Consider the following 26,354-nt stretch of genomic DNA (forward strand, 5'->3'; position numbering starts at 1 on the left):
TTGGAATGCCCTCACATGGGCCCCCTGTAAGGATAAAGAAAGAAGTCACAGTCTTTTTATGACGTGCTTTATGATGAAACTCAGAGTTTGAGTGGCATTATTGTCATAAAAAAGACATTTCAGGTACAAGTTATGAGCTGCTCTCCTTTGAGAAAGAATCAATTTTTTCTCGCTGAAACTCTGTTTTTGCAAAGATTTTTTCTGATGGAAGAAAGGGGAGGTGACGGAAAAGACAGTATTCTCTATTCATGAATTATGAACGGGCGTTTCTGCCTTTGATGCCGCCTGTGCGGGACCACAGCATAGAGGACATTTCGTGGAGCAAACCCAGCGCGTGTCTGGCCCCGGAAGGGATGTAAGCCCGGCAGTCATCCGACTATATGCAACCATGGCGGCTGCCCGTTTTCATGGGGTTGAGCTTGATATACGTGATTTTGCGGCCGAGCCGGGTGAAGCCTCTCCCTCTCCTGCGTCTCTGGCGCGCTGGCTGACATCGCAGGGGGTTGTTGCCAAAGGAATGCGTCTCCGCTGGCGTTACCTGATTCGGCTTCGGAATACGCCCCCGGTTGTTCTCATGTTCAAGGACGGCTCCGCAGGCCTCATGGTTTCGGCGAATGCGGAGAAGGGCATCGTCTGGCTCCGTGACCCGATGGGTGGGGAGGGGGATGCGCCTGTTCCTGTTGACGAACTGCGTCTTTCCCAGGTCTGGACGGGGGACGTGCTTCTGGTGAAGCGGCGCGTCAACGAATCTGAAGCGGATGCGCGTTTTGACCTGCTCTGGTTTGCCAAGATGGTCATGCGGGAGAAGCACGTTCTTCGGGATATTGCTTTTTCTTCCATGGTACTCAGTGTTCTGCAGGTTTTTCCGGCACTGATCGTCATGCAGGTTCTGGACAGGGTGGTGAACTATCACTCGATGGCGACACTGATTTCTCTGACGTCTTTTGTTGTCATACTTACGTTTTATGAAATTCTCTTGAGCTATGCGCGAAGAGAACTTTCTCTGATTCTGTCGACCCGACTGGATGCCAGAATTTCGCTGCATGCCTTCAATCGTCTGCTTGCCCTGCCGCTCGAATTCTATGAACGACAACAGACAGGCGAAGTCCTCGGCCGCTTCATGGCGGTTTTCAAGGTCCGTGACTTCCTGACCGGACAGTTGATGACCACCCTTCTGGACATGTTCACGCTTGTCGTGGTGCTGCCAATTCTCTTCCTGCTCAGCCCGACCCTGGCTTGGATGACGATTGCCGGGGCTGGCTGCATCGGGTTGATTGTCGTTATCTTCCTGCCCGTTCTGACGCGTATCATGGGACGTCAAATCCGGGCGGAAATGAACCGTGGTTCAACCCTTTACGAAACAGTCGCTGGTATTCGAACCGTCAAGACGCTGGCGCTTGAGCCAACTCGTCGTGAAGAGTGGGATGAGAAGACGGCGGAAGTGGTTCGGTGGAAACTGGCTGCTGGACGCATGTCCAACTGGCCTCAGACCCTCGTGATGCCTTTCGATGCTTTCATCAGCCGCGGCGTCATTCTCGTAGGCGCGTATCTGGTGCTGACGAACGCCAGCACCATGCAGGCTGGCGCGCTGGCGGGCTTCATGATGCTAGGTGGTCGTGTGGCCCAGCCACTGGTTGGGTTGGCAAAGCTGATGGAGGCTGTGAATGAAGTGACGGTGTCTCTTGGGGAAGCAGGTGCAGTGCTGAACCAGCCAACTGAGACAAAAGCGCTCACTACCGGGATGCGGCCTGTTATCAAGGGGGCTCTGTCCTTCAGGGATGTGAACTTCTCTTACCCGGGCTCCTCCACGAAAGCCCTGAACAACGTCAATTTTGAAGTGCCAGCGGGGACGATGCTGGGGCTGGTGGGGCGGTCTGGCTCTGGTAAGTCCACGGTTACGCGCCTCCTTCAGGGTGTAAGCCGGAATTACACTGGCTATCTTCGTTTGGACGGGGTTGATCTGCGTGAAATTAATCTGACCCATCTGCGACGCTCTTTCGGTGTGGTGTTGCAGGACAACTTCCTGTTCCGCGGTACGGTCAAAGACAATATTACGGCCGGACGTCCAGGGTTGACCATTGATGATGCCATTCGCGCGGCAAGACTGGCCGGGGCTGAAGAATTCATCGAGCGGATGCCTGCCGGGTACGATACCTTCATTGAAGAGGGATCGACCAATATTTCGGGTGGTCAGCGTCAGCGTCTGGCTATTGCACGTGCCGTCATCAGTGATCCGAAATTGATGATCCTCGATGAGGCAACTTCTGCTCTCGATCCTGAATCCGAAGCTCTGGTGAATGCCAATCTTCAGCGGATCGGCAAAGGAAGAACGATGGTCATCGTTTCTCACCGTCTGTCTTCGCTGGTAGATTGTCATCAGATTGCCGTGATGGATCAGGGTAAGCTGGTGGATATCGCGCCGCATCATGTTCTGCTGGAACGCTGTGAGATCTACAGGACGTTGTGGCTACAGCAGAATCGACATCTCAATTCTGCTGCCAACTCTGGCGAATCCAGCCAACTGACCGAAGGAGAATAAGACATGAGCTCCTCCGACATGATTTCGCAGAATGGCCAGGCTCCAGAAGAGAATGACAGTGAGAACTTCAACAGTCATGTGCCGCGTGCTGCGACGGACCCGTTCGCGCCGCAGGATATGCCGATTGCACTGCTGGAATTCCATTCTCCAACAGCGGGATTGGTTAATCTGCCGGCCACGGCTTCTGCACGTTACGTCATCTGGCTGATTGGATGTCTGTTTCTGGCCTGCCTGGCGGGAATAGCATTTTTCCCAATCAATCGTGTGGTCAGCACGACAGGGCGTCTGGCATCTACGCAGCCCACCATTGTTGTGCAGCCGCTGGAAACATCGATTGTTCGATCAATCGACGTGCACGTGGGTGACTTTGTACAGAAGGGACAGGTGCTTGCTCATCTGGACCCGACTATTACAGAGGCTGACATCACGAACATGGCCCAGCAGCGTGACGCTTATCAGGCTGAATTTGACCGGCTGAAAGCGGAAGCTGACGACAAGGACTATGTGCCTGATACGTCCAATCCCGCATCCGTTCAGCAGGGAGCTGCCTTTCTGCGTCGACGAAGCGAGTATCGTGCGCGCGTTCAGAATTATGATCAGCAATTGGCAGGTCTGGAAAGCGATCTGCAAGGCTACCGGGCCAATGCGGCCATGTATGCCAGCAAGATGCGTGTTGCTTCTGAAGTTCTGAAAATGCGCCAGCATGAACAGGCTGATCAGGTCGGGTCGCGTCTCTCTACGCTTGCTGCCCAGAACGATATGATGGAAGCCGAGCGTGCGGAAATTTCTGCTCAGCAGAGTGCAAATTCTGCGGAAAGCAAGATAGCTGCCATGAAAGCCGAACGTGACAGCTACATAGAGAACTGGAAAGCGCAGGTTTATACGAACCTGACGGAAACCCAGCACCATCTGGACGAATATCGCAGTTCATACGAGAAGGCACGTCTCCGTCAGGACCTTATTTTGCTCAAGGCTCCGGAAGACGGCGTTGTTCTGACAATTGCCAAGGCTTCCATTGGCTCTGTGCTACAGTCAGCCGGTCAGTTCATGACACTGATTCCGACGGGTGCCGGTGTTGAGATGGAAGCTGTCATGAAGGCGAGTGATGCGGCCTTCGTGAAACTCGGAGATCATGCGATCGTGAAATTCGCAGCGTTCCCGTACAATCAGTATGGCGGTGCTGAAGCTACGGTTCATGTTATCAGCGCAAACTCCTTTGATAAATCTGATGCCAGTAATCCTGGAGATAACAGCGCGGTTGCAGGGGGACCTGACGGATCAGTGTACTATCGTGTGCGGTTGAAGATTGATCGCTACACACTCCATGGACAGCCGGCCTTCTTCCATCCCTCGCCCGGTATGCCGGCAACGGCGGATATTGACGTTGGTCAGCGGACGATCCTGAAGTACCTGTTTGGACGTGTTGCTCCGGCCCTGACGGACGGTATGAGAGAGCCGTAAGGTTAGAAAACGCCCGAACATTCCGGGCGTTTTCCACTTCTATCGGACCAGGATTGGAATCATGACATTCAAGCGCCGCATTGCGTCTCTTCTGTCTTCAAAGGGGAAGGTGGAAGAAGGCATTCGTCTGATGGAAGCAGGCGATTTCGTTCGGGGATTTGCTCTTCTCAGCCGTCTTGCCAGTGCAGGTGATACGGAAGCGTCTTTTCGCGTTGGACGTGCCTATCTTGACGGTGCCGGGGTTCCGCCCAGTCTGGAAGAAGGAGCGCACTGGATGTTGGGCGCGGCAGAGGCTGGCCATGTTGAAGCCGCCTTTGTTCTGGCAACGCTTTATACGATCGGGTTCCCTGAAGGCTTTGAAATCCGCAAAGCGGCAGCGACTTTTGACCTGGCCGCGCGTCCGCCGTCAGGAGCTCGCCAGCCCGATTTTCATAAAGGGTTCCATTGGGGGCAGGTTGCCGCAAATGCGGGTTTTTCTGATGCGCAGGCTCTTCTTGGTTACATCCTGACCAATGGTCCCGAGGATCTGCGAGATGCTGTTCAAGCGCGAGCCTGGTATGAACGATCTGCTGCTGCGGGATGTTCGCAGGGGCATCTTGGTCTGGCGTTGGCCATTCTCCATCAGGCCGAAACAGATGATGCTAGAACCCTTGCGGCTCATCATCTGAAAGAAGCGACCAAGGGTGGACTGGGGACAGCCTTCGATATTCTTGGGCGCATGAGCGAAGCCGGTGCTGGTGTTCCGCGGGACATGGGGGCTGCGGCTAGATACTACCAGCAGGCGGCCGAACGGAATATTGTGGGTGCACAGGCCCGCTATGGCCTTTTCCTGCTGGAAGGCGTCGGGATTGAGCAGCATTATGGTCGTGCCGAAACCTGGCTGCGACGGGCTGCCCTGAACGGGGATGCGGAATCAGCCGCGTTGCTAGGGGATCTTTATGCGCAGGGTGGTGAGCTTCCCCCCAATCTGATGGAAGCGGCAAACTGGTATCGCCTGGCCGCAGAGCAGAAACACGGTGGCGCAGCGCGAGCATTGGGGCTGCTTTACCTGACGGGAAATGGTGTCCACCGTGATCCGGATGTGGCGACTCATTGGTTCCAGGTAGCGTCAGAAGCCGGAGACCGCCATGCGGATGCCGATTTCGGCAATCTGATTCTGACAGGAGCTTCTGCAACGGATGATGAGAAACAGGCCCTGCAAGAGCGTTTCGAGCGTGCTGCCGAACGTGGGGATTTAGTGGGGGCTTTCAATCTTGGTGTGTGCTTCGATCAGGGTGTCGGCGGTACGGTCGACAGTCGGGAAGCAGCCCGCTGGATGCAGAAGGCCGCAGATGGCGTTGTGAACGCCCAGTTCTGGTATGGTAAAATGCTGCTGGAGGGGCGGGGCGTACAGGCCGATCCAACTCAGGCCATGCACTGGATGGAGAAGGCGGCAGAGGCCGGAATGGGAGAAGCCCAGGTTGCCGTTGGGCAGCTTCTTGTCACGGGGCAGATCAACGGCCGTAAAGATCATGGTCGTGCAATGGAGCTTTATCGTGCCGCCGCAGAAAGCGGAAACGTGGATGCGATGTTCTCGCTCGCAGCCATGTATGGTGGCGGACATGATGTTCCGGAAAATCGCGTTGAAGCCCAGAAGTGGTTCATGAAGGCGGCCCAACTTGGGAATGGTCTGGCCCAACTTATGCTGGGGCGGTATCTGATCCGCGGTCTGGCAGGGGTGACGGACCTGCAGGAAGGTCGGAAATGGCTGGAGCACGCGAAAGCCCAGGGGATTGCGGATGCCGAGGCCGAACTCATCAATCTTGATGCGGCCCAGCCTGACGAGGACGATTGATCGGCGTGACGTCCGATAGCAATCCTGATCTTACGGGGACAACGTCCAGAGCTGCCTTCGGAGGATACGGTCATGTCGTAACCCCGGAAGACCGGGCTGAATGGCGGGACGTGATGAGCGCCCGTGCACAGGCCGCTTTCCAGCGTGGACAGGAGGCCATACAGGCAGGACGCCTGCAGGACGGTGTTTTCTGGCTGGAGCGTGCCGAAAGAATGGCGCGTCAAAGTCCCAATGTTATCTGGGCCCTGGCAATCGCGTTTTTGAATATTGGTCGCGTTCAGAGTTGTCTGGAACGGATGGAGCGGCTTTACCATACATATGGTTTGCGGGAAGCTGCGTTTCTGTCCGTTGTCTGTCTTGTTCGATTGAATGAGCCGGCGCAGGCTTCTTCGAGGCTGGGAACGGCATTATCGAAATTTCATATTCTGCCCGAACTTCGGCAACTGGCGAGCCAGCTCTCTGAAAGTGCAGGTGCCCCAGGATGGTGTACGGCGTCCAATGGGAGCTGGGTGGATGTGGAGGCGACTGGTAGCATCCGGGTGCTGCTGGATGGTGTCGAAGCAGGACGAGGTCTTCGCGGACGCTACAGGCTCCCGGACGGTTGGCAGAAGGCTGCACGTCTTGAGGTTCGGGCAGGCCGCCAGCATGTACTTGGAAGCCCGATTGATGTGCCGGCGCTCATACGCTGTGAATCGCTTGTGCGTGTGACAGACAAGGGGCTTGAGGGATGGCTCTGGTACCCTGCAGACCCAGACCATGTTCCCTCTGTGACATTGTGGGATGATCGCACTCTGTCAGTTCCGAAGTTTGCGGTTGATGTAGACAGTGATGTCCCTCTGTCGCGGCCGCGTTCTTTTCGGCTTGAGAAAAACTGTTTGCCGGAAGGCGATTGTGGGACGCTGCTTTTAAGGGATGAGCACGGACGGCCTCTTGTGGGCGCGCCGATTGATCCCATGGTCGGCCGACTGGTTTCTAAGCGTGGCAGGCTGCCCGAACGTCTGCGCCCTGTTCATGTGGAAGCATGGCCTCATAGACCGAGAAGGCCCAGAGACAGTTCCGGGTGTGTTGTTGTTATTCCGGTGTATCGTGATCTGGCGGGAAGCAAAGCCTGTTTGCGCAGTGTGCTGGCAACGGTCCCGCCGGGTATCGAAATCATTGTTGTGGATGATGCAACGCCAGAGCCAAAGCTGGCAGGCTTTCTGGATATGCTGGCGCAGGACGGTAAAATTACGCTTGTCCGGCATGAGGCCAATCAGGGATTTCCGGCGTCTGCGAATGACGGTATGCGCCTTGCGGCAGGGCGGGACGTTGTTCTTCTGAACAGTGATACACTTGTGTGTTCAGGGTGGATCGAGCGGTTACGGGCACGGTTGGCTTTTACGGATGTGGGAACCGTAACGCCTTTTTCCAATGACGCGAGCATCCTGTCCTATCCTTCGGTGGACACTGAAAATACGGTGCCTGATGGAGCAGGCACACGAAAACTGGATGTTCTGTGCCAGGCTCTGTTTTCACAGGAAGACGCGTGTATCGATTTGCCAACCGGAAATGGTTTCTGCATGGCGATAACCGCCGAATGTCTGGCTGAGACGGGTTTTTTTAGAGAAGACCTCTTTGCTCAGGGCTATGGCGAGGAGAATGATTTCTGTCTTCGGGCCTCTGCGCAGGGGTATCGTCACTTTCCCGCACCGGATGTGTATGTGGCGCATACAGGGTCAACGTCATTCGGAAGCAGTCGTAAGGCCCTGATGGGGCGGAATCTGGAAATCCTGAATGCCTTGCATCCCGGATACGATGCAGAAGTCGCAGCGTTTATAGAGAGGGATCCCCTCAGGCAGTTCCGGCGGCAACTGGATATGGCCCGGATAGACGAACAACGCCAAGGACGTTCTTCCATGCTGTTGGTTCAGCATGATGCAGGTGGGGGTGTGGGGCGTGTCGTGCTGGAGCGTGCCCAATCTTTTGAGCAGCAGGGTTTTTTGGCTCTGACGCTTCGGCCAACATCTCTGGGGTGTAAACTTGAATGGCCAATGGGGGAGAGAAACTTCGCTCCGAACCTCAATTTCACACTGCCCGAGGAACTCCCCCTTCTTGTCGACACGCTGTTACGGCTGAAAATTCATCGCATTGAGTGGCATCATCTCGTAGGGCATGCCCCCTGTATTCGAACGCTTCATGAAGATCTTTGTGTTCCCTACGATGTGTTTGTTCACGACTACATCTGGTTTTGCCCTCGTATTTCTCTTCTGGATGGAAATGGGCGCTATTGTGGTGAGCCGGATGTGGCAGGCTGTGAGGCCTGTATTGCGACGTGGGGTAGTTATCTGGGAGAGGATCTGACTGTCCCGGATCTTATCAGCCGCTCTCAACGCGAATTCAGGCAGGCTGATACGGTGATGGTGCCGTCTCGTGATACCGCGCAGAGAATGGCGCGGCATTTTCCACAGACTCATTTTCTGCCTGTGTCGCTGGAAGATGATGCCGTTCTTTTGTCAAATATTTCAGGGCGGAAAGGTATTATTTCGGGTCGTGCCTTGCGGATTTGTATTGTTGGAGGGCTGAGCCGCTGGAAGGGGTATGACGTTCTTCTGGCCATGGCGCAGTGCATCAGGGTCATGTCTCTTCCGGTCGAGCTTGTGTTGGTAGGACATACGCCCGATGACGAATCACTGATTGCCGCGGGGGTTAAGGTCACGGGAGAATATCAGGAAGGCGAAGTTCTGGACCTGATTCGCGAACAGAGCGCCGATATTGGATTTATTCCTTCCGTTGCACCGGAAACTTGGTGTTATGCCCTTGGAATATTGTGGAAAAGCGGGCTCGAAGTTTTGTCCTTTGACATTGGAGCACAATCGGAGCGGGTGCGTTGTAGTGATCGGGGCGCAGTTGTTCCACTAGGAATGCCTGTTGAATTTCTTGTTCGATTTATTTTGCGTCGCTGGGGGCCGGTAAGTTGAAGTGAACGGGGTTTACGCTTCGACTGGAACGGGTAAATATAACCCGGAAACAATGCCTGTCTTGAACTGGCTGCTATAGCCGCTGGGCTTGAAAAGTTTTTCCTCCCGTTATGCGGGAACAAGTGGAGTAGGGAATGTCAAAGACGGCTGAAGCACCAACGCAGAACCGGGTGATTGACCTCAAGTCTGGCGCTCACATGATGGTTCTCGATGCGGGAATTTTCTGCATTTTTCATGCCGCGGGACAGCAGGACCCTGGGCCTTCCGGGCTTCCGGGTATTCGGATTTCCCGTGCTCCCGGGACGCCTCCGGGCATTGTGACCGTTAGCACATTCGAGGAAGATGGCTGGATTGGTGGTGCCAATGGCGCTGCTCTGGTGCGTATTACCCGCGGACCGGCAGCTGTTCTGGTAACCACCTATCAGGAACCGGGTAGCCCCCACGAAGCGCCAAAGCTTCAGGTCGCACAGCTTGCAGGTCCAACCTCCGTCAGTCCGGCTTCGGTCGCTGTCGCGCAGCCTGCGCAGAAAGCAGCGCCTCTGCCCATCGAAGCGGCTGAAATCTCTGCCCACGTTCAGCGGGTTGGTGATGTTGCGGCTCCGATCGGTGAATGGATGGGAACACCGGGCAGCCAGTCGTGGATCGAAGGTTTTGCCATCGCTCCGAAAAACAGCATTCCGGCTTCCGATATCGAATATCAGGCTGTCTTGGGGAAGGGGTGGCTCTCTCCCTGGTCTGAAGGTGGCCAGTATTGTGGTTCGCGCGGTATGGCGCTTCCCATTCTTGGTCTGCGGGTTCGCCTGAAGGGGGCATCGGCAGAAACGCATCATATCCGTCTTTCCTCCACCTTTACGGACGGCTCACGCCTTGGCCCGCTTGATGGGACAGATGCTCTGGAAGCAGAGAGCCTTGCCCCGCTTGAGGCTTTCCTTCTGGAAATCATTCCGAATGCAGGCGCTGAAGCCCCGGCCGCCAAACGCCCTCGTGCGAAGTCTGTAAAAGCCGCTGCGAAGTCTAAGGCTGACGCTGCAGAATGATGACGAACGAAAGCGGGTTGCCTGAACGGAAAGCCAGCTTTCAAATATCAAATCAGAGTTGAAGCGCCGTTATGTTTCAACTCTGCCTTCAGCCCTTTTTGAATGACCGGGATTTGGTGTGCGGTATCTTTTTGTCCATCAGAATTTTCCCGGTCAATTTCTGCATTTCGTGCGCCATCTTCATGAGCAGGGTGGGCATGAAATTGTCTTCATTTCTGAGGCAAACGCAGGCGAAATTCCTGGTGTCAGGCGCGCTGTTTATCGTGTCCCGCGTCTGCCCTCCTCTGCCACGCACCCGCATCTGCGTGAATTTGAATATGGGCTCCTGAGGGCAGAAGCCGTTGCGACGGCTGCCAAGACGCTCAAGGGGCTTGGCTATGTCCCGGATATCATCATCGGTCATCATGGCTGGGGTGAGCTTCTGAATCTTGTGGATGTTTTCCCTGGCTGTCCCATTTTGGGATATTTTGAATTTTTCTATCATACTGATCGGAATGACGTAGGGTTCGACCCGGAATTCCCTCCCAGTCCGGATTTGGCGGCGGCTGTCCGGGTGAAAAATGCCATAAATCTGCAGGCTCTTTCCTTGCCAAATGGTTATGGGCAGACCCCAACGCAGTTTCAGAAATCTACCTATCCCGGCTGGGCGCAGGACAGGATCTCTCTGCTCCGGGAAGGCGTAAATCTCGAGCTGTGTCAGCCTGATGCTCAAGCGCGTCGACGGAACCTCGTGATCAACGGTGTAAAGATTTCACCGCGTGATGCGCTTGTGACGTATGTTGCGCGTAACCTTGAACCTTATCGTGGTTTTCATAGCGTCATGCGCGCCTTGCCGCGTATTCTGGATGAGCGAAAGGATGCGCAGGTCATTCTGGTCGGGGGGGATCAGGTCAGTTACGGTGCGCCGCCTCCGGATCGCGGAAGCTGGAAAGACATCATGCTCAAGGAACTGGAAGGCAAGCTGGATCTCAGTCGGATTCATTTCGTCGGCAAGGTTGCCTATGATGATTTCCGTAATCTGCTCAAAAGATCAGATGCTCATCTGTACCTGACTTATCCTTTCGTGGCTTCCTGGTCTCTGCGCGAAGCCATGGCGACGGGATGCCCGATTATTGGCAGCGATACGGCCCCGGTCAGTGAATTTATTACAGATGGAGTTACGGGCCGTCTGGTGCCATTTCTTGAGCCAGATCGGATTGCTGAGACCGTTCTTGAACTGCTTGAAGATCGCAAACAGGCGCGTCGTCTGGGGCAGGGAGCCAGAGGATATGCAGAAGCCGAACTGTCCTTGCAGGATTATCTGCAACGATATGATGCCTTGGTCCGAGATGTTGTGAGTCAGAACAGGCTCTGACGGTTTGTGGTCAATATACCTTCCGCCGTGACTGTGAAGTTGTGGCAAAGGCATGGATAAAGTCACGTTCCATGACACTGGCAGGTATGATAACCTCCCTGCCATAGAGAGTTACAGAAACATCTGCGCTGCGCAGGCGGATGTGACAGGAGCGGCCCGAATGTCTTTCGAAATACTTCCCGGCTTGCGTGACATCGTACAGTCCTGGGTGGTGAAGAAAGAGGTTTCCTTACCGCCACGGCGCTTGACGGACGAAGATATCGAAGTCCTTGCGAAGGCGAGTATTGAAACGCTGAAGCAACGTGCCGTTGGAGAGTTGGTCTTAGAATGGGGCAGCCTCCAGACCCTGACGGCTTCATGGATTGTTCAGCGCCAAAGAGGTCAGATACCCTTTCCCCTCAGGTTCGAAGAGTATCGGATGTTTGTGGAGCTGGCTCTTAAAGGGCTTCTGACGCCAGTGAGAGTGATAGAGGCGTCTCAGAATCCGGCTGAAATTTCAGATGGAATGCCTCAGGACTCCGTGCTTCTGGATGAAGACGCTTTCCGGTTTGCGCGAGAGCATCTGGCGCGCTGTCTTTGAGGAAGCGAAGAAAATTTTACTTGAAATGCATATAAAAAAACGGGGCAGATAACTGCCCCGTTTTTCTGTTTCTGGCCGGTAATGCCTAATCAGCTACGTTTGCCGTCGTGGTCTCCGTCGCGCATCTGACCTGTAGGTTCCTGAACATGGGCTTCAAGGAACCAGAGGTGTTTGTCGAGACCACGGGACACTTCCGTGAACAGATCAGCAGTATCGTCATCGCCTGCTTCATCCGTAATCTTGATGGCTTCGCGAACGTTGTTTGCAACGGTTGCGTAGCGGTCGATCAGTGCTGCGATATGGTCCGCGACACGATAGATATCGGTCGGATAAGGGGTGCAGTTGCTGTTCTTCGCAACAGCCTGCACTGTGCCATAAGCTGTACCGCCAAGTTGGGTGGCGCGTTCTGCTGTCGTATCGACAAATTCATCAATGCTGGCGCGGAAGCCATCCAGCATTTCATGAACACCGATGAACTGTGGGCCCTTAAGATTCCAATGAGCCTGTTTCGTGATCAGGGCGAGATCAATCAGGTCTGCCAGACGGGCATTGAGCGTCTCAATGGAGACGCTCTTGGTGTTGTCTGCCGTGTTATTCTGCGTGACATGACGGTTGGACTTGGTAGCCACGATAAGTCTCCTGTAACAGGTTCGTTATCCAGAAACGCAGAACTCCCAAATGGGTTTCACAGTGTTTCCGGATCCACGAGATCGAAGAACGGCTGGTGGTCTACTGTGAAGTAGCGTGGGTAAGCCGGGTCGCGTTCGAAAAGTGGATTGTTGCTCCAACGAGCCAGCATCGTCTGGGTTTCATGGAAGAACCGGGCTTCGTGTTCCGGACGGTCATCGCTGCCGCGTGACAGGCTTTCATGATGGTAGGCAACGATTTCCGCACAGAAAATGATCCGGTATCCTGCATCACGGATCTTCAGGCATAGATCGACGTCGTTATAGGCGACGGTCAGTTCCTTCTCATCGAAGCCCCCGATTTCCCGGAAGACGTCGGCACGAACAAGCATTGCTGCTGCCGTGACGGCTGTGACTTCGTGGGACAGCATGGTGCGTCCGATAAAGCCATATTCAGAGACCGGGTCGCCACGATGGACATGCGCGCCAATGCCAGCGGGCCCAACGATCACGCCAGCATGCTGGATGGTATCGTTCGGATAGAGCAGTTTTGCGCCCACAGTCCCAACATCCGGAGCGGACAGAGCTTCCCCGATGGCGATATGCAGCCAGTCCTCATGTTCCACGAACACGTCATTGTTCATGAACATCAGATAGTCGGCCTTGGTCTGTTCTACGGCCAGATTGTTGAGGCGGGAGTAGTTGAAGGGTTCCTCAACCGTCAGCACGGACACCTTCGGATGAGCCTGCATTTCCTCAATGAAAGCAGCCGTTTCGTCTTTAACGGACCAGTTGTTGACGAGAATGATGTCGAACGCCTTGTAGGCCGTCTTGGTTAGCAGAGCCTCCACGCACTGGCGTGTGGTTTCCACCTGATCCTTGAAAGGGATGATGATCGTGACCTTGGGGGTCTTTCGTGTGAGCCACTGGACGCCATACAGCGTCAGGCCACGGATGGACGAGACCTTTGCCTTAACACCGCGCCGTTTGAGATGGTCGTGAACGCAACGTACACCTGCCTCAATGGCGTAGGTCTTGTTCGCGACGTTTACGGCCGTGGAATTGGGTGTCTTGCGCCAATGATAAAGGATTTCTGGAACATGATGGATTTCTGAAGGCTTCAGGATCTCCGATGGCCCGCATGGCTTCGGTTTCCACCATGGTCAGATGGCAGACGTAGTTACAGCCGAGCAGATAGCGATAATTGAAGTCGGGTTTGAGGTTCGGTTCCAGGAAGTACCCGGCCTGATCGATTTTGTCTTCGTCGGAATAAAGCAGTCGTGCACCTGTCTCGCGGGCAGCGCGAACCATCACTTCCACGGCAACATCGACCATGAGATCATCATGATCGAAGAATACGACATATTGACCACGCGCCGCGTCCATGCCGGCATTGGTTGCGCCTGAAATGCCGGCATTCTTTTTCAGGGGAACCGCACGAATTCGCTGATCCGATTTACAGAACTCGTTGATGATGGCTGTTGTCTGCGCACATTTTCCAGCGTCATCAACAATGATCAGCTCCCAGTTCTGATAGGTCTGGGAAAGAACGGAATTGATGGCAGCCTCGAAATCGCTCTTCAGAGGGCGATAGGTCGGGCACAGAATGGAGACCAGAGGTTCCTCGTAGCCCTTGCCTTCTTCCAATTGACGCTGACGAGCCGTCCGCTCACGCAAAAGGGGGTAATATTTCTGGGCCCAACGATTGTAGTCGCCGAGATTGTAGCCACGGCGTGGCACCAGATCGCGCACTTCCTGTCGAAGCGCAGAAAGCTGGCGGTGTAGTCCATCAATCACGCCGAGGAGATCGACCAGACGCGTCTCAAGCGCGTCATCCGCCAGCGAGGTGACGAAGGGGCTGCCATTGAGTTCGGTATTGTCCGGGAGGGTAACAACTTTGAACTGACGGGGGGTACTGCCGCGAAGATGCTGAGGTATGGGAATCTCGAAACCACAGTTTGGGTCGCAACCCAGAACTGCGGCGACATCACCACGATATCGGTCTGCGCGAGACTGTGCGACACGGACCCCGTCCACCATGACGGAAATCATGCACCCGCCATGCATTTCGGCACCGGGGCGTTCTGCTTTCAGAAGCCAGCCGCGCAGAGCGCCCTGCTTCACACCGTCTACAAAGCTTTGATACTGGGGTTGGAATTTCTGTGTAAATTGGATGACTGGGATAGGGTCTGCTTCCGGGTCTGTCGGATTAGTCAGCGGGAGAACAGAGCGGTCCGGGAGGCGTACGGAAAGTTCGTGTGGTTTCCCATCAATAAATTTCTCGGGAATGCTGAATTCAAAACCTACAGTTGCGATGGGTAGTCCCAGAGCTGCCTGTACATCGGGACGGTCCTGATCGCAGAGAACCTGCATGACTTCCTGCTGGTCTATCAGAACATGGAGGCGAGCTGCACCAGAACCCCTTGTATCGATCACCCAACCGCGCGCTTGCCCTTCAACAAACTGGTCGAAATGACCAATGAAAACGCTGGCAGAAGCAAGTGGAGAAGGAGGAGGGGATTGCAAGGTCATTTACTCTGTCTCCCGAGCAGCGCCTGTTTCAGTTTATAAGAGCGGCGCGATAATTTTCATTAACCTTAAATGAGTTATTTCACCCTGTCTTGGGTATCTCAGTCCCAAGAATCAAAAAAAAAGCGTTACTCATGACATAAATCTTTCATGGCCACTGGTGGCTGCGCCGGTTGTTCTTCTCGTTCCGGAAGGCTAATGCACGGAAGTGGCGGCATTTAGTCGTCAGTCTGCATCCGTTATCACAGCCAGAGCCTTTGACGCATGACACTTGCCCCAGCCAGGCAGCCCGACAAGGTCTCCGTTCCTGAAATCAAGGAAAAGCGGAGCCGCGCGGATACCACATTTCAGGCCATCGTAGGAGGCTGCTCACTCATTGTGCTCATCGCTCTGGGCGGGCTGGTCGTTCTGATGGGTGTCGGTGGTCAGGAAGCTTTCAGGACTTTCGGGTTGGGGTTCACCTTTCGGAATGTGTGGAACCCGGTCGCAAATGATTATGGGGCGTGGGCACCACTTTTCGGCACCATTGTCAGTACATTGATCGGCGTGTTGATCGCCATGCCTCTCGCTTTCGGTACGGCTTTCTGGCTTACGGCCATTGCGCCTCCACGGGTTGCTGCTGTTGTGGGTACTGCAGTTCAGCTTCTGGCGGCTGTGCCATCGATTATTTTCGGTATGTGGGGGTTTTTTACGATCGTGCCATTCATGGCGCGGCACGTTCAGCCTTTCATGATGCACAATTTCCGGCATGTGCCAGGAATTAACCTACTGATCCATGGTGCCCCCTTTGGAACAGGCCTCATGACTGCAGGCATCGTCCTTGCGATGATGATCGCCCCGTTCATGACGGCCGTAATGCGCGATGTGTTCAGCGCCATGCCCGGCATGCTGCGCGAAAGCGCCTACGGATTGGGAGCCACGCGGTGGGACGTCATGTGGAAAGTCGTTGTGCCCTGGTCCCGGACAGGCATGATTGGCGCAACTGTTCTTGGAATGGGGCGTGCATTGGGTGAGACCATGGCCGTCACGTTCGTGATCGGAAACGTAACGTCTGTAGGATGGTCGCTGTTTGCGCCCCGCAGCACAGTGGCGTCCCTGATTGCACTACAGTTCCCGGAAAGTCCTGCCGGGTCTCTGAGGCTGTCTTCCCTTCTGGCTCTTGGGTTTATTCTCATGCTGTTGTCATTCGCCAGTCTTTCTCTGGCCCGTATGTTGCGGAAGGACGGGAAATGAGCGGTATGACGACGTCATCTGGTGGCTGGGCTCCAAACGCAAATGGTGCTCGCCGACGCCGAAAGGATCGACTTGCAACTCTGCTGGGAATGGTTGCAGCTGGTATTCTGGTGCTGGTTCTCACGTCCATTCTGTGGACGTTGCTGTCCCGGGGGATAACTGGTCTTTCCGCGGCTGCAATCATGAAACCCATGGGGCCTCCAGGCTCTGGCGGCGGTCTTGCAAATGCTATTCTCGGCAGTGTGATCCAGACTTTTCTGGCTCTTCTGATCGCGACGCCTCTTGGATTGGGTTGTGGGATTTACCTCTCGGAATATGGAAACCGTCAGAACCGGTTTGCTTCCTGCGTCCGCTTCGTGTCAGACGTTCTGATGTCAGTGCCTTCCATTCTGGTGGGATTGTTCGTCTATCAGATCCTTGTTGCACCGTTCGGGCATTTCTCGGCATTTGCCGGGTCGGTTGCGCTCGCCATTCTGGCAGTTCCCATCATTGTCCGTACAACAGAGGACATGCTTCAGCTTGTCCCAATCGCTATGCGGGAAGCTGGCGCAGCTCTTGGAGCAGCGCGCTGGCGCGTGACGCTTTTCCTGTGCCTGCGTTCGGCAAAAACTGGCGTTCTGACTGGTATTCTTCTAGCGCTGGCTCGCGTTAGTGGTGAAACCGCACCGCTGCTCTTTACATCTTTGGGTAATCAGAACTGGTCTTTCAGTCTGAATCGTCCAATGGCCAGCCTGCCTGTGACAATTTACCAGTATGCAGGGGCTTCTTATGAAGACTGGGTTCAGCTTGCCTGGGCCGGCGCCCTGCTTGTAACCATGGGTGTTCTGGCCATCAATATTGCCGTCCGTCTTTCGGCCCGTCGCGGATGATTTTACAGGATTTCAATATGACCGAGACCAAGCCGCAGGTGGCCCTCGCTGTTCGTAACCTTAATTTCTATTACGGACAGAATCACGCTCTGCATGATATCAGCATTGACTTCCCTGCCCGGAAGGTCACGGCGATGATTGGCCCCAGCGGCTGTGGCAAGTCCACGCTGCTGCGGATTTTTAACCGGATGTATGACCTCTATCCGGGACAGCGAGCAACAGGCGAAGTCCTGTTTGATGGACGAAACATCCTCGATACCGGACTTGATCTGAATATTCTGAGAGCCCGGATCGGGATGGTGTTTCAAAAACCAACGCCATTCCCGATGTCGATTTACGACAATATCGCATTTGGCGTGCGTCTGCATGAACGTCTGAACAAGGCAGACATGGATGTGCGTGTGCAGGACGTTCTGACGCGCGTGGCGTTATGGAACGAAGTCCGGGACCGTCTGAATACTCCGGCGGCCGGTCTGTCTGGTGGTCAGCAGCAGCGTCTGTGCATCGCGCGTTCGATTGCTACGCGCCCGGAAGTCCTTCTGCTTGACGAACCGACGTCTGCCCTGGACCCAATTTCGACCGCGCGTATTGAAGAACTTCTGGATGAGCTCAAGGAGGAGTTCACGATTGCGATCGTGACTCACAATATGCAGCAGGCTGCACGTTGTGCGGATCAGGTCGCGTTTTTCTACATGGGTCGCCTGATTGAAGTTGATACTGCGGATCGTATCTTTACGAATCCGCGCCAGCAACAGACCCAAGACTACATCACCGGAAGATTTGGATAATCCGCCATGGCTGACAGATCTCATATTGTCAAAAGCTACGAGCAGGAGCTGGGTCAGCTCCGGTCCATGATGTCCCAGATGGGCGGTATCGTGGAAAACCAGGTCGCTCTTGCGCTCTCGGCCATCGCAGACAGGAATGAGGAAGCGGCGGATGCTGCCGCTCGTCAGGACCCGGATGTGGATGGACTTGAGCGTGATGTCGAAAGCCTCGCCATCCGTCTTCTGGCTCTGCGCAGCCCGATGGCGAGTGATCTTCGTGAAATCGTCGCGGCCCTGAAGATCACGGGTGATCTCGAGCGAATTGGCGATTATGCGTCGTCCATCGCGCGTCGTTCTCTGCGGATCCGTGGTTCTGACGGTCAGATTTCCCTGTCGGGGCTACGCAGCATGGGACGTCTGGTGCAGGACAATCTGCGACGGTCCATTGATGCCATCACACAGCAGGATTCCAACCGGGCTATGGAAGTCTGGCATGCAGATCGTGCCGTGGACGAGTATTACACGGCGCTCTTCCGTGAACTCGTAACGTATATGATGGAAGACCCCCGTAATATCCGGGCCTGCACGGAACTACTGTTCATAGCCAAAAATCTTGAACGGATCGGCGATCATGCGACCAATATTGCCGAGCGCGTCTTTTACGCTGTGACCGGAGACAATCTGCCAGCCGTTCGTCCGCGCGGTGGCCCGGCAGCCGCTGAAAACACAGCCGAGCCAGCAGACCGGTGAGCGGGACGACGCAGGTACGAGCAAAGGGCCTCATCCTCGTCGTCGAGGATGATCCCGCCCTGTTGCTCATGATGCGATATAATCTCGAACAGCGAGGTTATCGTGTTGAATCCGCTCCCGATGCGGAAACAGCCCTCCAGTTTCTGGAAACGGCTCGCCCCGATGCAGCCGTTCTGGACTGGATGCTGCCGGGCCTTTCCGGTTTGGATCTCTGCCGACGTATCCGGAGCAATCCGGCGCTCCGGGATTTGCCCGTTCTTCTGCTGACGGCCCGTTCCGGAGAGCAGGATGCTATCCGCGGACTGGATACTGGCGCTGACGACTATCTGGTCAAGCCTTGCAGTGTCGATACACTGGATGCACGTCTCAGAGCGCTCCTTCGCCGTCACCAGTCGTCCTACGATGTGTTGTCGTTTGCGGATATTACCCTCGACCCTGAAACGCATCGTGTGGAGCGTGCGGGGCGTCTGTTGTCTTTGGGGCCAACCGAGTATCGTTTGTTGGACCTTCTGATCCGTAATCCGCGCAAGGTGTTTTCCCGTGAAGATCTGCTGCGTCGGATCTGGGGGCAGAACATCCACGTAGAAATTCGGACGATCGACGTTCATATCCGACGTCTCCGCAAAGCCATCAATGGTCCGAATGAGCCGGATCTTGTCCGTACCGTTCGGGCGGCGGGTTATGCTCTGGATGATGGCCCAATTACGGACGGACTGTAACGAGTGAGGACCGAGAGTCTGGCAGTTCTTCCCCATGATGGGCTGCCTCTCTGGGTTGGCCTCACCTTTGCAGGTCTTGCTGTCGCTGGATGGGTGTGTGCGGCTCTGGCGTTTCGCCGTCGGTCGACTCCGCAGCCTGCCATACCCGAATATTCGGCTTCGGGTCTTTCGCTTCCTCTGCCGGATGCCCCCCTGCCAATCGAGTTTTTTCCCGGAAGCGTGCTGTTACTGGACAGGCTTGGTGCAGTGCTCCAGGCCAATGAAGAGGCTGCAACGCAGTTCGGAGACAGCGTAGGAGCCATTCTGCGGCACCCTGCTGCTCGTTCGGCGCTTTCCGCAGCGTTAAGGGCTGAACCTGAAGGGGCAGATGACCTTCCGCCTGTCTGCTCCACCACCTTTACTCTTGATGTTCCTGTTCCCCGGACGTTGCACTTGTCCTTAAGGGGAATTCCCGCTCCGCAGGAGCGTCACAAGCGGGTTCTTGTGGTGATGTCAGATCGTAGTGAGGCGCAGGTTCTGGACAGGATGCGGCTGGATTTCGTTGCTCATGCCAGCCATGAGCTTCGGACGCCGCTCGCATCGCTGAGCGGCTTTATTGACGCGCTCAGAACGGGTGGCAGCACAATGGATGAGGGAACGCGTCAGCAGTTTCTTGACATTATGGGACAGCAGTCAGCGCGATTAAAGCGGCTGATCGACCGGCTGCTCTATTTATCCCGTGTGCAGGCTCATGAGCATCAACGCCCACGGGATGTTGTGGACGTGGCTGATTTGATGGCCATTGTTCTGGGAGAGGTGGCTCCCCGGTTTGATGAGGACGGGTGTACGCTGAATCTGGCGCTCGAAGATGATCTGATCATCAAGGCAGATGAAGACGAGATGGTGCAGGTGCTCCTGAATCTGATCGAAAATGCCCTGAAATATGGACGGGAGCAGGGGCGGGATTTTTCCGTGACCTTGTTTGCCCGCAGGGCGCCGGAACGGGATGATCGCTGGCCGGAGGACGGAGGCATCCTCCTGGGCGTTGAGGACAACGGGCGCGGTATGGAAGCGCATCACCTTCCACGGCTGACCGAGCGTTTCTATCGGGTTGTGGATAATGTTGAGCCAGCCCAGCAGGGAACGGGCTTGGGTCTCTCCATTGTTCGGCATATTCTGGATCGTCATGGCGGTCGATTGCGGGTCGCAAGCGCGCCAGGGCGAGGAACAACATGCCTGGTCTGGCTGCCACCAGTAAGTGTTGTTCAGCCTGAAGCGGTATGAGGATTTCGGTCTATCTCTGAAAACCGAAAAAACGCCCCCGAAGGAGCGTTCAGAGAGGCATGTTTAACGGATGTCAGCGCGGGTTTTTCCTAAAAGGATCCAACCGCCGACGAGGATTAATCCAATCAAAGGAATGGCTGCGATCGTAATTGTGCCATCTGGATAATCAAAAGCCATCATAAGCAGCACGAACCCCAGGAAGCCCAGCGTTAGCCAGTTGGTGACAGGGGCGCCCGGCATGGCGAATGTCGTCGGAGCGATTTCGCCGCGTTTGATGGCTGAACGCAGGCGTTGCTGGCAGAGAAGAATGAAACCCCAGGTGCTGATAATGCCAATGGCAGAGAAATTCAGAACAATTTCAAAGACACGCGCAGGAATCAGGTAATTCAGACCAACGCCGACGAGATAAACGGCCAGTGTGGTTAGAATGCCAATGTAAGGCACGGAGCTTCGGTTCATTTTGGACAGCATTTTCGGGCCGGATCCACCAAGAGACAGAGCCCGTAAAACACGACCGGTGGAGTAAAGACCGGAGTTCAGGCTGGACAGGGCCGCCGTGAGGACGACGATGTTCATGATTGTTCCCATGCCGGGAATTCCCAGAGCCTGGAAGAACGTCACAAACGGGCTGACACCAGCATGATAGGCGGTCCATGGGAGAAGGCAGACCAGTAGTACAACAGAGCCAACATAAAACAGGGCAATGCGCCAGATCACGCTATTGATGGCTTTGGGAAGAACCTCACGTGCATCGTGGCATTCGCCAGCAGCCGTTCCGATCAGTTCGATGGCTGAGTAAGCGAAGACCACACCCTGTAAGAGGAGGAAGGCCGGAATAATTCCATGCGGGAAAATACCCCCATTTTCGGTAATCAGATGTAGCCCAGTAGTATGCCCCCCCACAGGCATACGACTACCAAGAATAAGAGTTCCTGCGATGAGAAATGCCGCTAGAGCCACAACCTTGATGAGCGAAAACCAGAACTCCATTTCGCCAAAATAGCGAACGCCGATCATGTTCATGGCACCGACAATGGTTAATGCGCCCAAGGCGAAAACCCATTGCGGGACATCAACGAAAACGGCCCAGTAATGCATGTAGAGGGCTACGGCGGTGATATCGACGATACCTGTCATGGCCCAGTTCAGAAATGACAGCCAGCCGGCTGCATAGGCCGCTTTTTCGCCTAGGAACTCGCGCGCATAAGTGACGAAACTTCCGCTTGTGGGGCGGTACATGACCAACTCGCCCAGTGCGCGAAGGATCAGAAAGGAAAAAACACCGCAGACGGCATAAATCAAAGCAAGGGAAGGGCCAGCAACCTGAAGGCGGGAGCCTGCACCAAGGAATAGACCTGTCCCGATGGCACCACCAATGGCGATCATCTGGATATGTCGACGACCGAGGTCCTTGTGATACCCTTCCTCGCTGATGACATCTTCCGATGGGGGAGTGTAATCGTGAGCAGGGCTGGTCGTCATCTGCGCATCCTGAGGGCCTGGATCGGCGTGGTGAAACAATGTCCGGACAGTGACATCCACGCTTCATGCGTGGCAGGTATGTCCAATCTGCATGGGAACATACGGCAAACCATAGCCGTTGCCAACGCGCATTGAGTTTTCTTACGAAAATCTCACCCTACAAGTAACTTAATGCCCCGGCGGCACGGCCATGCAGGCCATGCCCTGTCCTGACAAAGCATTGCAGGCCTGAGCAGCGCCTGTCCGGCTGATTCCAGCCAGTCTTGCCCTCCAGAAGCGTGTGCCGTGTGCGATCGTGGGCTGGATTTCGATGCGGGATGCCTGCAGAGGCGAGAATGCGCTCTGTCTGGCCATTGTCGCAGCAAAGCGCGCCTGCCCGGGATTCGCGAATGCACCTACCTGAATGCCCCAGTCTCCATAGCTTCCCGGCGTACGGTAACTCACGCTCATAGGTGTCAGACCAGATGAGGCTCTGGAGGTTCTGGGAGGCGTGGGAATGACGGGTGGTGGAGGCAAGGAAGTGCTGGAAGCATATTGTGGCGTTGCTGAGGGCGGAGCGAGTTGCCTGGATGGCGCCGGTGCTTGGATGCAGGTTGTATTTGGATCATAGGCGCTGTTTGGATCGCAGGGGACTGCAGGAGGAAGATCTGACGGCATTGTGTCAGATGGAACGGACGTGATCCGTCGTCCCGCCCAGGCCTGCTGCACACTCTGCTGTGGAGCAGCGTATCTGCCTGATGTCTGGGTCATGGCAAGTTGAGGAGACGTGTCGGGCACTTCCGCCACCTCCATTGGAGACGCATTCAGTTGGGCTGTTGACGCATAAGCCGCGAGAGGGCCCGTCATAGCCACCTGTGTTCCCAGATGAGGGGTAATGTTGGCGACATAATTAACGGTCTCATTGGGAAGAGACCGCCCTTCATAAAGATAGTCCTCAAGACGCTGCGGGCCTGCATTGTAAGCTGCCAGAAATGCGGGAGCGCCATATTTGCGGGACAGGATCTGAATATAGCCTGTCCCGGCCATAATATTGTCGTGAGGCTCATAAGGATCGGATCCTAGCCCGAAGCGACTCTGCATTTCCGCATAGGTCTGGGGCATCAACTGCATCAGTCCCATGGCGCCTGCGCTGGATGTGATGGGTTGCCCGTTCAGATACTGGTGGCCTCCCGATTCCTGATGGATCACGGCCCGAATCCATGCTTCGGGAATCGAGAAGCGATTGGCGGCCTGCTGAATGTATGGTCCCCAGGGATCACTTGGGGTTCCAGGCGCCTTATAGGCTCCGTTCGCAGCATAATACCGATTGTAAGGGGATGTCTGAGAGGCGCAGCCGGAAAGGAGAAAACCGGTCACACAAAGGGTTCCGGCATAGAGGAAAAGGCGCCTTTTCCGGGGCGTCATAAACCCAATGTTAATCTTTTGAACAGATGATGGGGGCTGTCCGAAAGAAAAGGCAGAGACACGGTGACGACGGAGACTCCGGAACTTGAAACCCCTGCAAAAGGGGGCGGGAAGCGCAGGGTCATCATGATTGCAGCGATCCTCTGCGTCCTGCTGGCCGGAGGAGGCGCATTCGCCTGGCAGCACTTCCATCACCCTGCGTCCCATCCTGAAAAACTTACCCCACAACCCGAAAAGCTGACGATTATTACCATTCCCACGATGGTATCCAATCTGGATACCGGGGAGGGCAGGGCGCGTTATATCCGGATCAGTGCGCGCCTTCAGGTTGAAGACAGCAAAGATACGGCAAAAATCGGGCCGCTCATGCCGCAGATCCAGGATGCTTTCCAGACCTGCCTTCATGGCATGCGTCCGGAAGAGCTTTCTGGTGCAGGAATCTATCGCCTGAGAGAGACGCTGCTGGCGCAGGTTTCCAATATTCTCGCGCCTCTGCCGGTGCGGGATCTCTTCTTCGTGGAGTTGCTGGTGCAGTGACTGCAGACGCGGCAAACATGGACGGCAGACAACCGGATCAGGCTCTGGAAGAAGACGGCGACATGCCGACTCCCAAGTTTGCTCTCTCCATGGACGATTTCGGATTCCCGGAAGATGAGGACGGTACTGGCCGTATTCTCAATCAGGCTGAAATTGACAGTCTGTTCGGAAGTGATGCCACGCTGAAGGGGGGAGGCGAAGGAAATGGGCTCGAAAGACTGATCACGACGTCTTCCGTTTCCTATGAGCGTTTGCCCATGCTGGAGGTGGTCTTTGACCGTCTCGTCCGTATTTTGACGACCAGTCTTCGGAATTTCACCAATGATAATGTTGAAGTCTCGATAGACCGCCTCAATTCCCTGCGCTTTGGTGATTACCTGGAAAATGTTTCCGGGCAGTCGATGTTTGCGGTCTTTAAGGCGGAAGAGTGGGACAATTACGGGATTCTGGTCCTAAGTTCGTCCCTGATCTACAGCATTATTGATGCCCTGCTCGGTGGGCATGACCGTGTCCGGGCGTCCCTGAGTGGAGAGGATCGACCTGCTGGTCGGCATCATACGGCGATTGAGCGCGCACTGATCGAGCCGCTGATTCGTGTGATTTTGAGCGATCTCTCCATGAGTTTCAGTCCGCTTTGCGCCGTGAATTTCCGGCTGGATCGTCTGGAACTGAATTCCCGCTTTGCGACCATGTCACGGGCCACCAATGGCGTGGTCATGGCCCGGTTCGGGATCGATATGGATGGGCGCGGCGGTGACGTGGATCTCATCCTCCCTCATGCGACGCTTGAGCCGGTTCGTGAAATTCTGCTCCAGCAGTTCATGGGTGAGAAGTTCGGACATGACGGGATCTGGGAAAGTCATCTGGCTCAGGAACTCTGGAATACGGACGTCACGCTGGATGCCGTTCTGGAGGAGCAGACCATGAACCTTCAGGACATTCTAACCCTGTCTGCCGGCGATCGGCTGGTGCTGCGTCGGGACCCGGACTCTCTGGTGCAGATGAGGTGTGGTGGGAAGACTGTTTTTCGAGGCCGTGTCGGGAAAAAACAGGGGCAGGTGGCCGTCCGGATTGAAGAAAATCTTATTGGAGGAGAGGCTACGGAACGGCCCTCCGCCTATAGCTGAAAAGACGGAGCATTTTTCATGGACAGGTTCCAGCTTGGGCTTGAAATTGCCCTGTCGGTTCTGCTGCTGGTGACGATTTTCTACAGTCTCTATCTCGGTCGGGCCCTCGCTGTGATCCGGCGTGACCGTGGGCAGCTTGATGCATTGATCATGAGCCTGGAGGGCAGCAGCGCACAGGCACAATCCGGGATCGATCATCTTCGTCAGACAACTGAAATGGTTGGGCGTGCACTGGGCAAAACTGTTGAGACTGGCAAAACCCTCAAGAATGAACTGACGATCTTGTGTGAACGCTCGGAAGCGGTAGCGCAGGTGCTCGAAGGAGGCGCTTCCACACAGAAAGCCTCCTCCCAGAAACCCATAATTCGGCCAGAGGAGGAGGATGTTCCGGGCGCGCGCATGCCTCTTCGGCCCCGAATGGATGAGGGGCGGATGGGGAGCGTGGGAATGGTCAAAACGCCGGTGGGTAAAAGCGCGGCTGAACGTGAACTTCTGCGCGCACTTCGCCAGAGACAGGGATAAAACTGATGTTTTTCCGTCTTCTTCACATCACATGTGGTTTGATGATCGTTCTTCTGGGCGTCAAGGTTTACGATCTGGTTGAATATGTAGGTGCCGAAGTCCCTGCGGGCTCGTCTCTGGTTGCTTCTGCTGTTGCTCAACCGTCTGTGACACCGGCTTCTGCTGAAGCGTCTACACATAAGGCCGATGCGGCCGCTCCCATGGAGAAAAAACCCGCATCTTCCGCAGCGTCGCCGGTCCCTGCTACTGCCGATCTATGCAAGGCGGGCGGCTGTCAAGGCGCACCTCAGGCACCTTCGGGAGTGGTGGCAGCAGAAACCGTTGACCCGGCTTTGAAAGCCGATCTGAATGAGCGGCAGCAGGAACTGGACCGGCGGTCCAAGGCGTTGGATGAGAGGCAGCGTCTCGTTGATGCGGGGGAAGAAGAACTTCAGCGCCGGATGACGGCCTTGCAGGCGTCACGGTCCCAGATTGAAGACAGTGAACGTCATTCCGATGAACTTCTCAATCAGGATACGGATCGGCTCGTCAAGATTTACGAAGCCATGAAGCCTGCTGATGCGGCTGTTATTTTCAATATTCTGGATCTCAGGGTGGGCGTAGGTCTTCTGAACCGCATGAGTTCCCGCAAGGCTTCTGCAATCATGGAAGCCATGTCGCCACAACGGGCCATTCTTGCGACGCAACTACTGGCCAATATTCATGCGCATGCTGGCTCGCGCGGTATCAACGGATGACCGGATGGCGGATTTCTGCTTTGGCAA

General features: G+C 55.3%; 22 protein-coding genes. 17 read left to right on the plus strand and 5 right to left on the minus strand.

Features of this window, described 5'->3' with window-relative positions; translation table 11 throughout:
- Positions 1-388 precede the first annotated feature (388 nt).
- From AC3B6F_RS08175 to AC3B6F_RS08205, 7 genes are all read left to right on the plus strand, one after another.
- Positions 389-2,539 (plus strand): peptidase domain-containing ABC transporter, encoded by a 2,151-nt coding sequence (locus AC3B6F_RS08175; protein ID WP_489824012.1) that lies wholly within the window; start codon positions 389-391, stop codon positions 2,537-2,539.
- Between the two features lie 3 nt (positions 2,540-2,542).
- Positions 2,543-4,000 (plus strand): HlyD family type I secretion periplasmic adaptor subunit, encoded by a 1,458-nt coding sequence (locus AC3B6F_RS08180; RefSeq protein WP_489823952.1) that lies wholly within the window; start codon positions 2,543-2,545, stop codon positions 3,998-4,000.
- Positions 4,001-4,061: 61 nt separating this feature from the next.
- Positions 4,062-5,834 (plus strand): tetratricopeptide repeat protein, encoded by a 1,773-nt coding sequence (locus tag AC3B6F_RS08185; protein WP_211568141.1) that lies wholly within the window; start codon positions 4,062-4,064, stop codon positions 5,832-5,834.
- Positions 5,835-5,839: 5 nt separating this feature from the next.
- A complete protein-coding gene (locus AC3B6F_RS08190; RefSeq protein ID WP_489823953.1) occupies positions 5,840-8,791 on the plus strand; it encodes a glycosyltransferase in 2,952 nt (983 codons plus the stop codon).
- A 134-nt stretch (positions 8,792-8,925) separates the two neighbouring features.
- Complete coding sequence (locus AC3B6F_RS08195) at positions 8,926-9,828, plus strand: hypothetical protein (RefSeq protein WP_211568143.1); 903 nt, start codon at positions 8,926-8,928, stop codon at positions 9,826-9,828.
- 118 nt (positions 9,829-9,946) lie between these two features.
- Positions 9,947-11,182, plus strand: coding sequence for a glycosyltransferase family 4 protein (locus AC3B6F_RS08200; protein WP_211568144.1), 1,236 nt, complete (start codon positions 9,947-9,949; stop codon positions 11,180-11,182).
- A gap of 160 nt (positions 11,183-11,342) precedes the next feature.
- Complete coding sequence (locus AC3B6F_RS08205) at positions 11,343-11,762, plus strand: hypothetical protein (RefSeq protein ID WP_061931965.1); 420 nt, start codon at positions 11,343-11,345, stop codon at positions 11,760-11,762.
- Between the two features lie 89 nt (positions 11,763-11,851).
- Here the strand turns inward: AC3B6F_RS08205 and dps are convergent, their stop codons facing one another.
- The 3 genes from dps to AC3B6F_RS08220 all read right to left on the minus strand — a co-directional run bounded on the left by dps (position 11,852) and on the right by AC3B6F_RS08220 (position 14,920).
- Positions 11,852-12,391 carry a DNA starvation/stationary phase protection protein Dps gene (gene dps, locus AC3B6F_RS08210; protein WP_489823954.1) on the minus strand — a complete coding sequence of 180 codons (540 nt, stop codon included), beginning with the start codon at positions 12,389-12,391 and terminating at the stop codon, positions 11,852-11,854.
- Positions 12,392-12,447: 56 nt separating this feature from the next.
- The gene (locus tag AC3B6F_RS08215; protein WP_489823955.1) at positions 12,448-13,260 is read right to left on the minus strand and encodes a glycosyltransferase family 2 protein; all 813 of its coding nucleotides are present in this window, start codon (positions 13,258-13,260) and stop codon (positions 12,448-12,450) included.
- Positions 13,261-13,408: 148 nt separating this feature from the next.
- Positions 13,409-14,920: a glycosyltransferase gene (locus tag AC3B6F_RS08220; protein WP_489823956.1), complete on the minus strand. Its 1,512-nt coding sequence runs from the start codon at positions 14,918-14,920 to the stop codon at positions 13,409-13,411.
- 261 nt (positions 14,921-15,181) lie between these two features.
- On the opposite strand from AC3B6F_RS08220, the gene pstC reads away from it, so the two are divergent.
- Genes pstC through AC3B6F_RS08250 form a run of 6 tightly spaced genes read left to right on the plus strand, consistent with a single transcriptional unit; the run spans position 15,182 to position 20,518 of the window.
- Positions 15,182-16,150: a phosphate ABC transporter permease subunit PstC gene (gene pstC, locus AC3B6F_RS08225; protein ID WP_426066797.1), complete on the plus strand. Its 969-nt coding sequence runs from the start codon at positions 15,182-15,184 to the stop codon at positions 16,148-16,150.
- Positions 16,147-17,019: a phosphate ABC transporter permease PstA gene (pstA, locus tag AC3B6F_RS08230; RefSeq protein ID WP_034880652.1), complete on the plus strand. Its 873-nt coding sequence runs from the start codon at positions 16,147-16,149 to the stop codon at positions 17,017-17,019. The genes pstC and pstA overlap by 4 nt, the downstream gene beginning before the upstream one ends.
- Positions 17,020-17,036: 17 nt before the next feature.
- Positions 17,037-17,807: a phosphate ABC transporter ATP-binding protein PstB gene (gene pstB, locus AC3B6F_RS08235; protein ID WP_234930915.1), complete on the plus strand. Its 771-nt coding sequence runs from the start codon at positions 17,037-17,039 to the stop codon at positions 17,805-17,807.
- 6 nt (positions 17,808-17,813) lie between these two features.
- Positions 17,814-18,536 (plus strand): phosphate signaling complex protein PhoU, encoded by a 723-nt coding sequence (phoU, locus tag AC3B6F_RS08240; RefSeq protein WP_211568149.1) that lies wholly within the window; start codon positions 17,814-17,816, stop codon positions 18,534-18,536.
- On the plus strand, positions 18,533-19,255 hold the full coding sequence (locus AC3B6F_RS08245; protein WP_010504095.1) for a response regulator: 723 nt from the start codon (positions 18,533-18,535) through the stop codon (positions 19,253-19,255). Before phoU ends, AC3B6F_RS08245 begins: the two co-directional genes overlap by 4 nt.
- Before the next feature lie 3 nt (positions 19,256-19,258).
- Positions 19,259-20,518 (plus strand): sensor histidine kinase, encoded by a 1,260-nt coding sequence (locus AC3B6F_RS08250; protein WP_489823957.1) that lies wholly within the window; start codon positions 19,259-19,261, stop codon positions 20,516-20,518.
- A gap of 63 nt (positions 20,519-20,581) precedes the next feature.
- Here the strand turns inward: AC3B6F_RS08250 and AC3B6F_RS08255 are convergent, their stop codons facing one another.
- Complete coding sequence (locus AC3B6F_RS08255; RefSeq protein WP_034880650.1) at positions 20,582-22,000, minus strand: amino acid permease; 1,419 nt, start codon at positions 21,998-22,000, stop codon at positions 20,582-20,584.
- 168 nt (positions 22,001-22,168) lie between these two features.
- Positions 22,169-23,404 carry a transglycosylase SLT domain-containing protein gene (locus tag AC3B6F_RS08260; RefSeq protein ID WP_489823958.1) on the minus strand — a complete coding sequence of 412 codons (1,236 nt, stop codon included), beginning with the start codon at positions 23,402-23,404 and terminating at the stop codon, positions 22,169-22,171.
- Positions 23,405-23,467: 63 nt separating this feature from the next.
- On the opposite strand from AC3B6F_RS08260, the gene AC3B6F_RS08265 reads away from it, so the two are divergent.
- Genes AC3B6F_RS08265 through AC3B6F_RS08280 form a run of 4 tightly spaced genes read left to right on the plus strand, consistent with a single transcriptional unit; the run spans position 23,468 to position 26,327 of the window.
- Entirely contained in the window at positions 23,468-23,941 is a 474-nt protein-coding gene (locus AC3B6F_RS08265; RefSeq protein WP_489823959.1) for a flagellar basal body-associated FliL family protein, read from the plus strand.
- A 17-nt stretch (positions 23,942-23,958) separates the two neighbouring features.
- Entirely contained in the window at positions 23,959-25,068 is a 1,110-nt protein-coding gene (fliM, locus tag AC3B6F_RS08270; RefSeq protein ID WP_489823960.1) for a flagellar motor switch protein FliM, read from the plus strand.
- Between the two features lie 18 nt (positions 25,069-25,086).
- Positions 25,087-25,590 (plus strand): DUF6468 domain-containing protein, encoded by a 504-nt coding sequence (locus AC3B6F_RS08275; RefSeq protein WP_489823961.1) that lies wholly within the window; start codon positions 25,087-25,089, stop codon positions 25,588-25,590.
- Between the two features lie 5 nt (positions 25,591-25,595).
- A complete protein-coding gene (locus tag AC3B6F_RS08280; RefSeq protein WP_062503902.1) occupies positions 25,596-26,327 on the plus strand; it encodes a MotE family protein in 732 nt (243 codons plus the stop codon).
- Positions 26,328-26,354 lie beyond the last annotated feature (27 nt).

The organism is Gluconobacter sp. ESL1110 (genome assembly GCF_058107395.1).

What these genes read in the sequence shown, in the direction of transcription:
- AC3B6F_RS08175 (WP_489824012.1), top strand. Translation starts at nt 389, where the DNA reads ATGGCGGCTGCCCGTTTTCATGGGGTTGAGCTTGATATACGTGATTTT.
- AC3B6F_RS08180 (WP_489823952.1), top strand. Translation starts at nt 2,543, where the DNA reads ATGAGCTCCTCCGACATGATTTCGCAGAATGGCCAGGCTCCAGAAGAG.
- AC3B6F_RS08185 (WP_211568141.1), top strand. Translation starts at nt 4,062, where the DNA reads ATGACATTCAAGCGCCGCATTGCGTCTCTTCTGTCTTCAAAGGGGAAG.
- AC3B6F_RS08195 (WP_211568143.1), top strand. Translation starts at nt 8,926, where the DNA reads ATGTCAAAGACGGCTGAAGCACCAACGCAGAACCGGGTGATTGACCTC.
- AC3B6F_RS08205 (WP_061931965.1), top strand. Translation starts at nt 11,343, where the DNA reads ATGTCTTTCGAAATACTTCCCGGCTTGCGTGACATCGTACAGTCCTGG.
- AC3B6F_RS08220 (WP_489823956.1), bottom strand. Translation starts at nt 14,920, where the DNA reads ATGACCTTGCAATCCCCTCCTCCTTCTCCACTTGCTTCTGCCAGCGTT.
- pstC (WP_426066797.1), top strand. Translation starts at nt 15,182, where the DNA reads ATGACACTTGCCCCAGCCAGGCAGCCCGACAAGGTCTCCGTTCCTGAA.
- pstA (WP_034880652.1), top strand. Translation starts at nt 16,147, where the DNA reads ATGAGCGGTATGACGACGTCATCTGGTGGCTGGGCTCCAAACGCAAAT.
- pstB (WP_234930915.1), top strand. Translation starts at nt 17,037, where the DNA reads ATGACCGAGACCAAGCCGCAGGTGGCCCTCGCTGTTCGTAACCTTAAT.
- phoU (WP_211568149.1), top strand. Translation starts at nt 17,814, where the DNA reads ATGGCTGACAGATCTCATATTGTCAAAAGCTACGAGCAGGAGCTGGGT.
- AC3B6F_RS08255 (WP_034880650.1), bottom strand. Translation starts at nt 22,000, where the DNA reads ATGACGACCAGCCCTGCTCACGATTACACTCCCCCATCGGAAGATGTC.
- AC3B6F_RS08260 (WP_489823958.1), bottom strand. Translation starts at nt 23,404, where the DNA reads ATGACGCCCCGGAAAAGGCGCCTTTTCCTCTATGCCGGAACCCTTTGT.
- fliM (WP_489823960.1), top strand. Translation starts at nt 23,959, where the DNA reads ATGGACGGCAGACAACCGGATCAGGCTCTGGAAGAAGACGGCGACATG.
- AC3B6F_RS08275 (WP_489823961.1), top strand. Translation starts at nt 25,087, where the DNA reads ATGGACAGGTTCCAGCTTGGGCTTGAAATTGCCCTGTCGGTTCTGCTG.
- AC3B6F_RS08280 (WP_062503902.1), top strand. Translation starts at nt 25,596, where the DNA reads ATGTTTTTCCGTCTTCTTCACATCACATGTGGTTTGATGATCGTTCTT.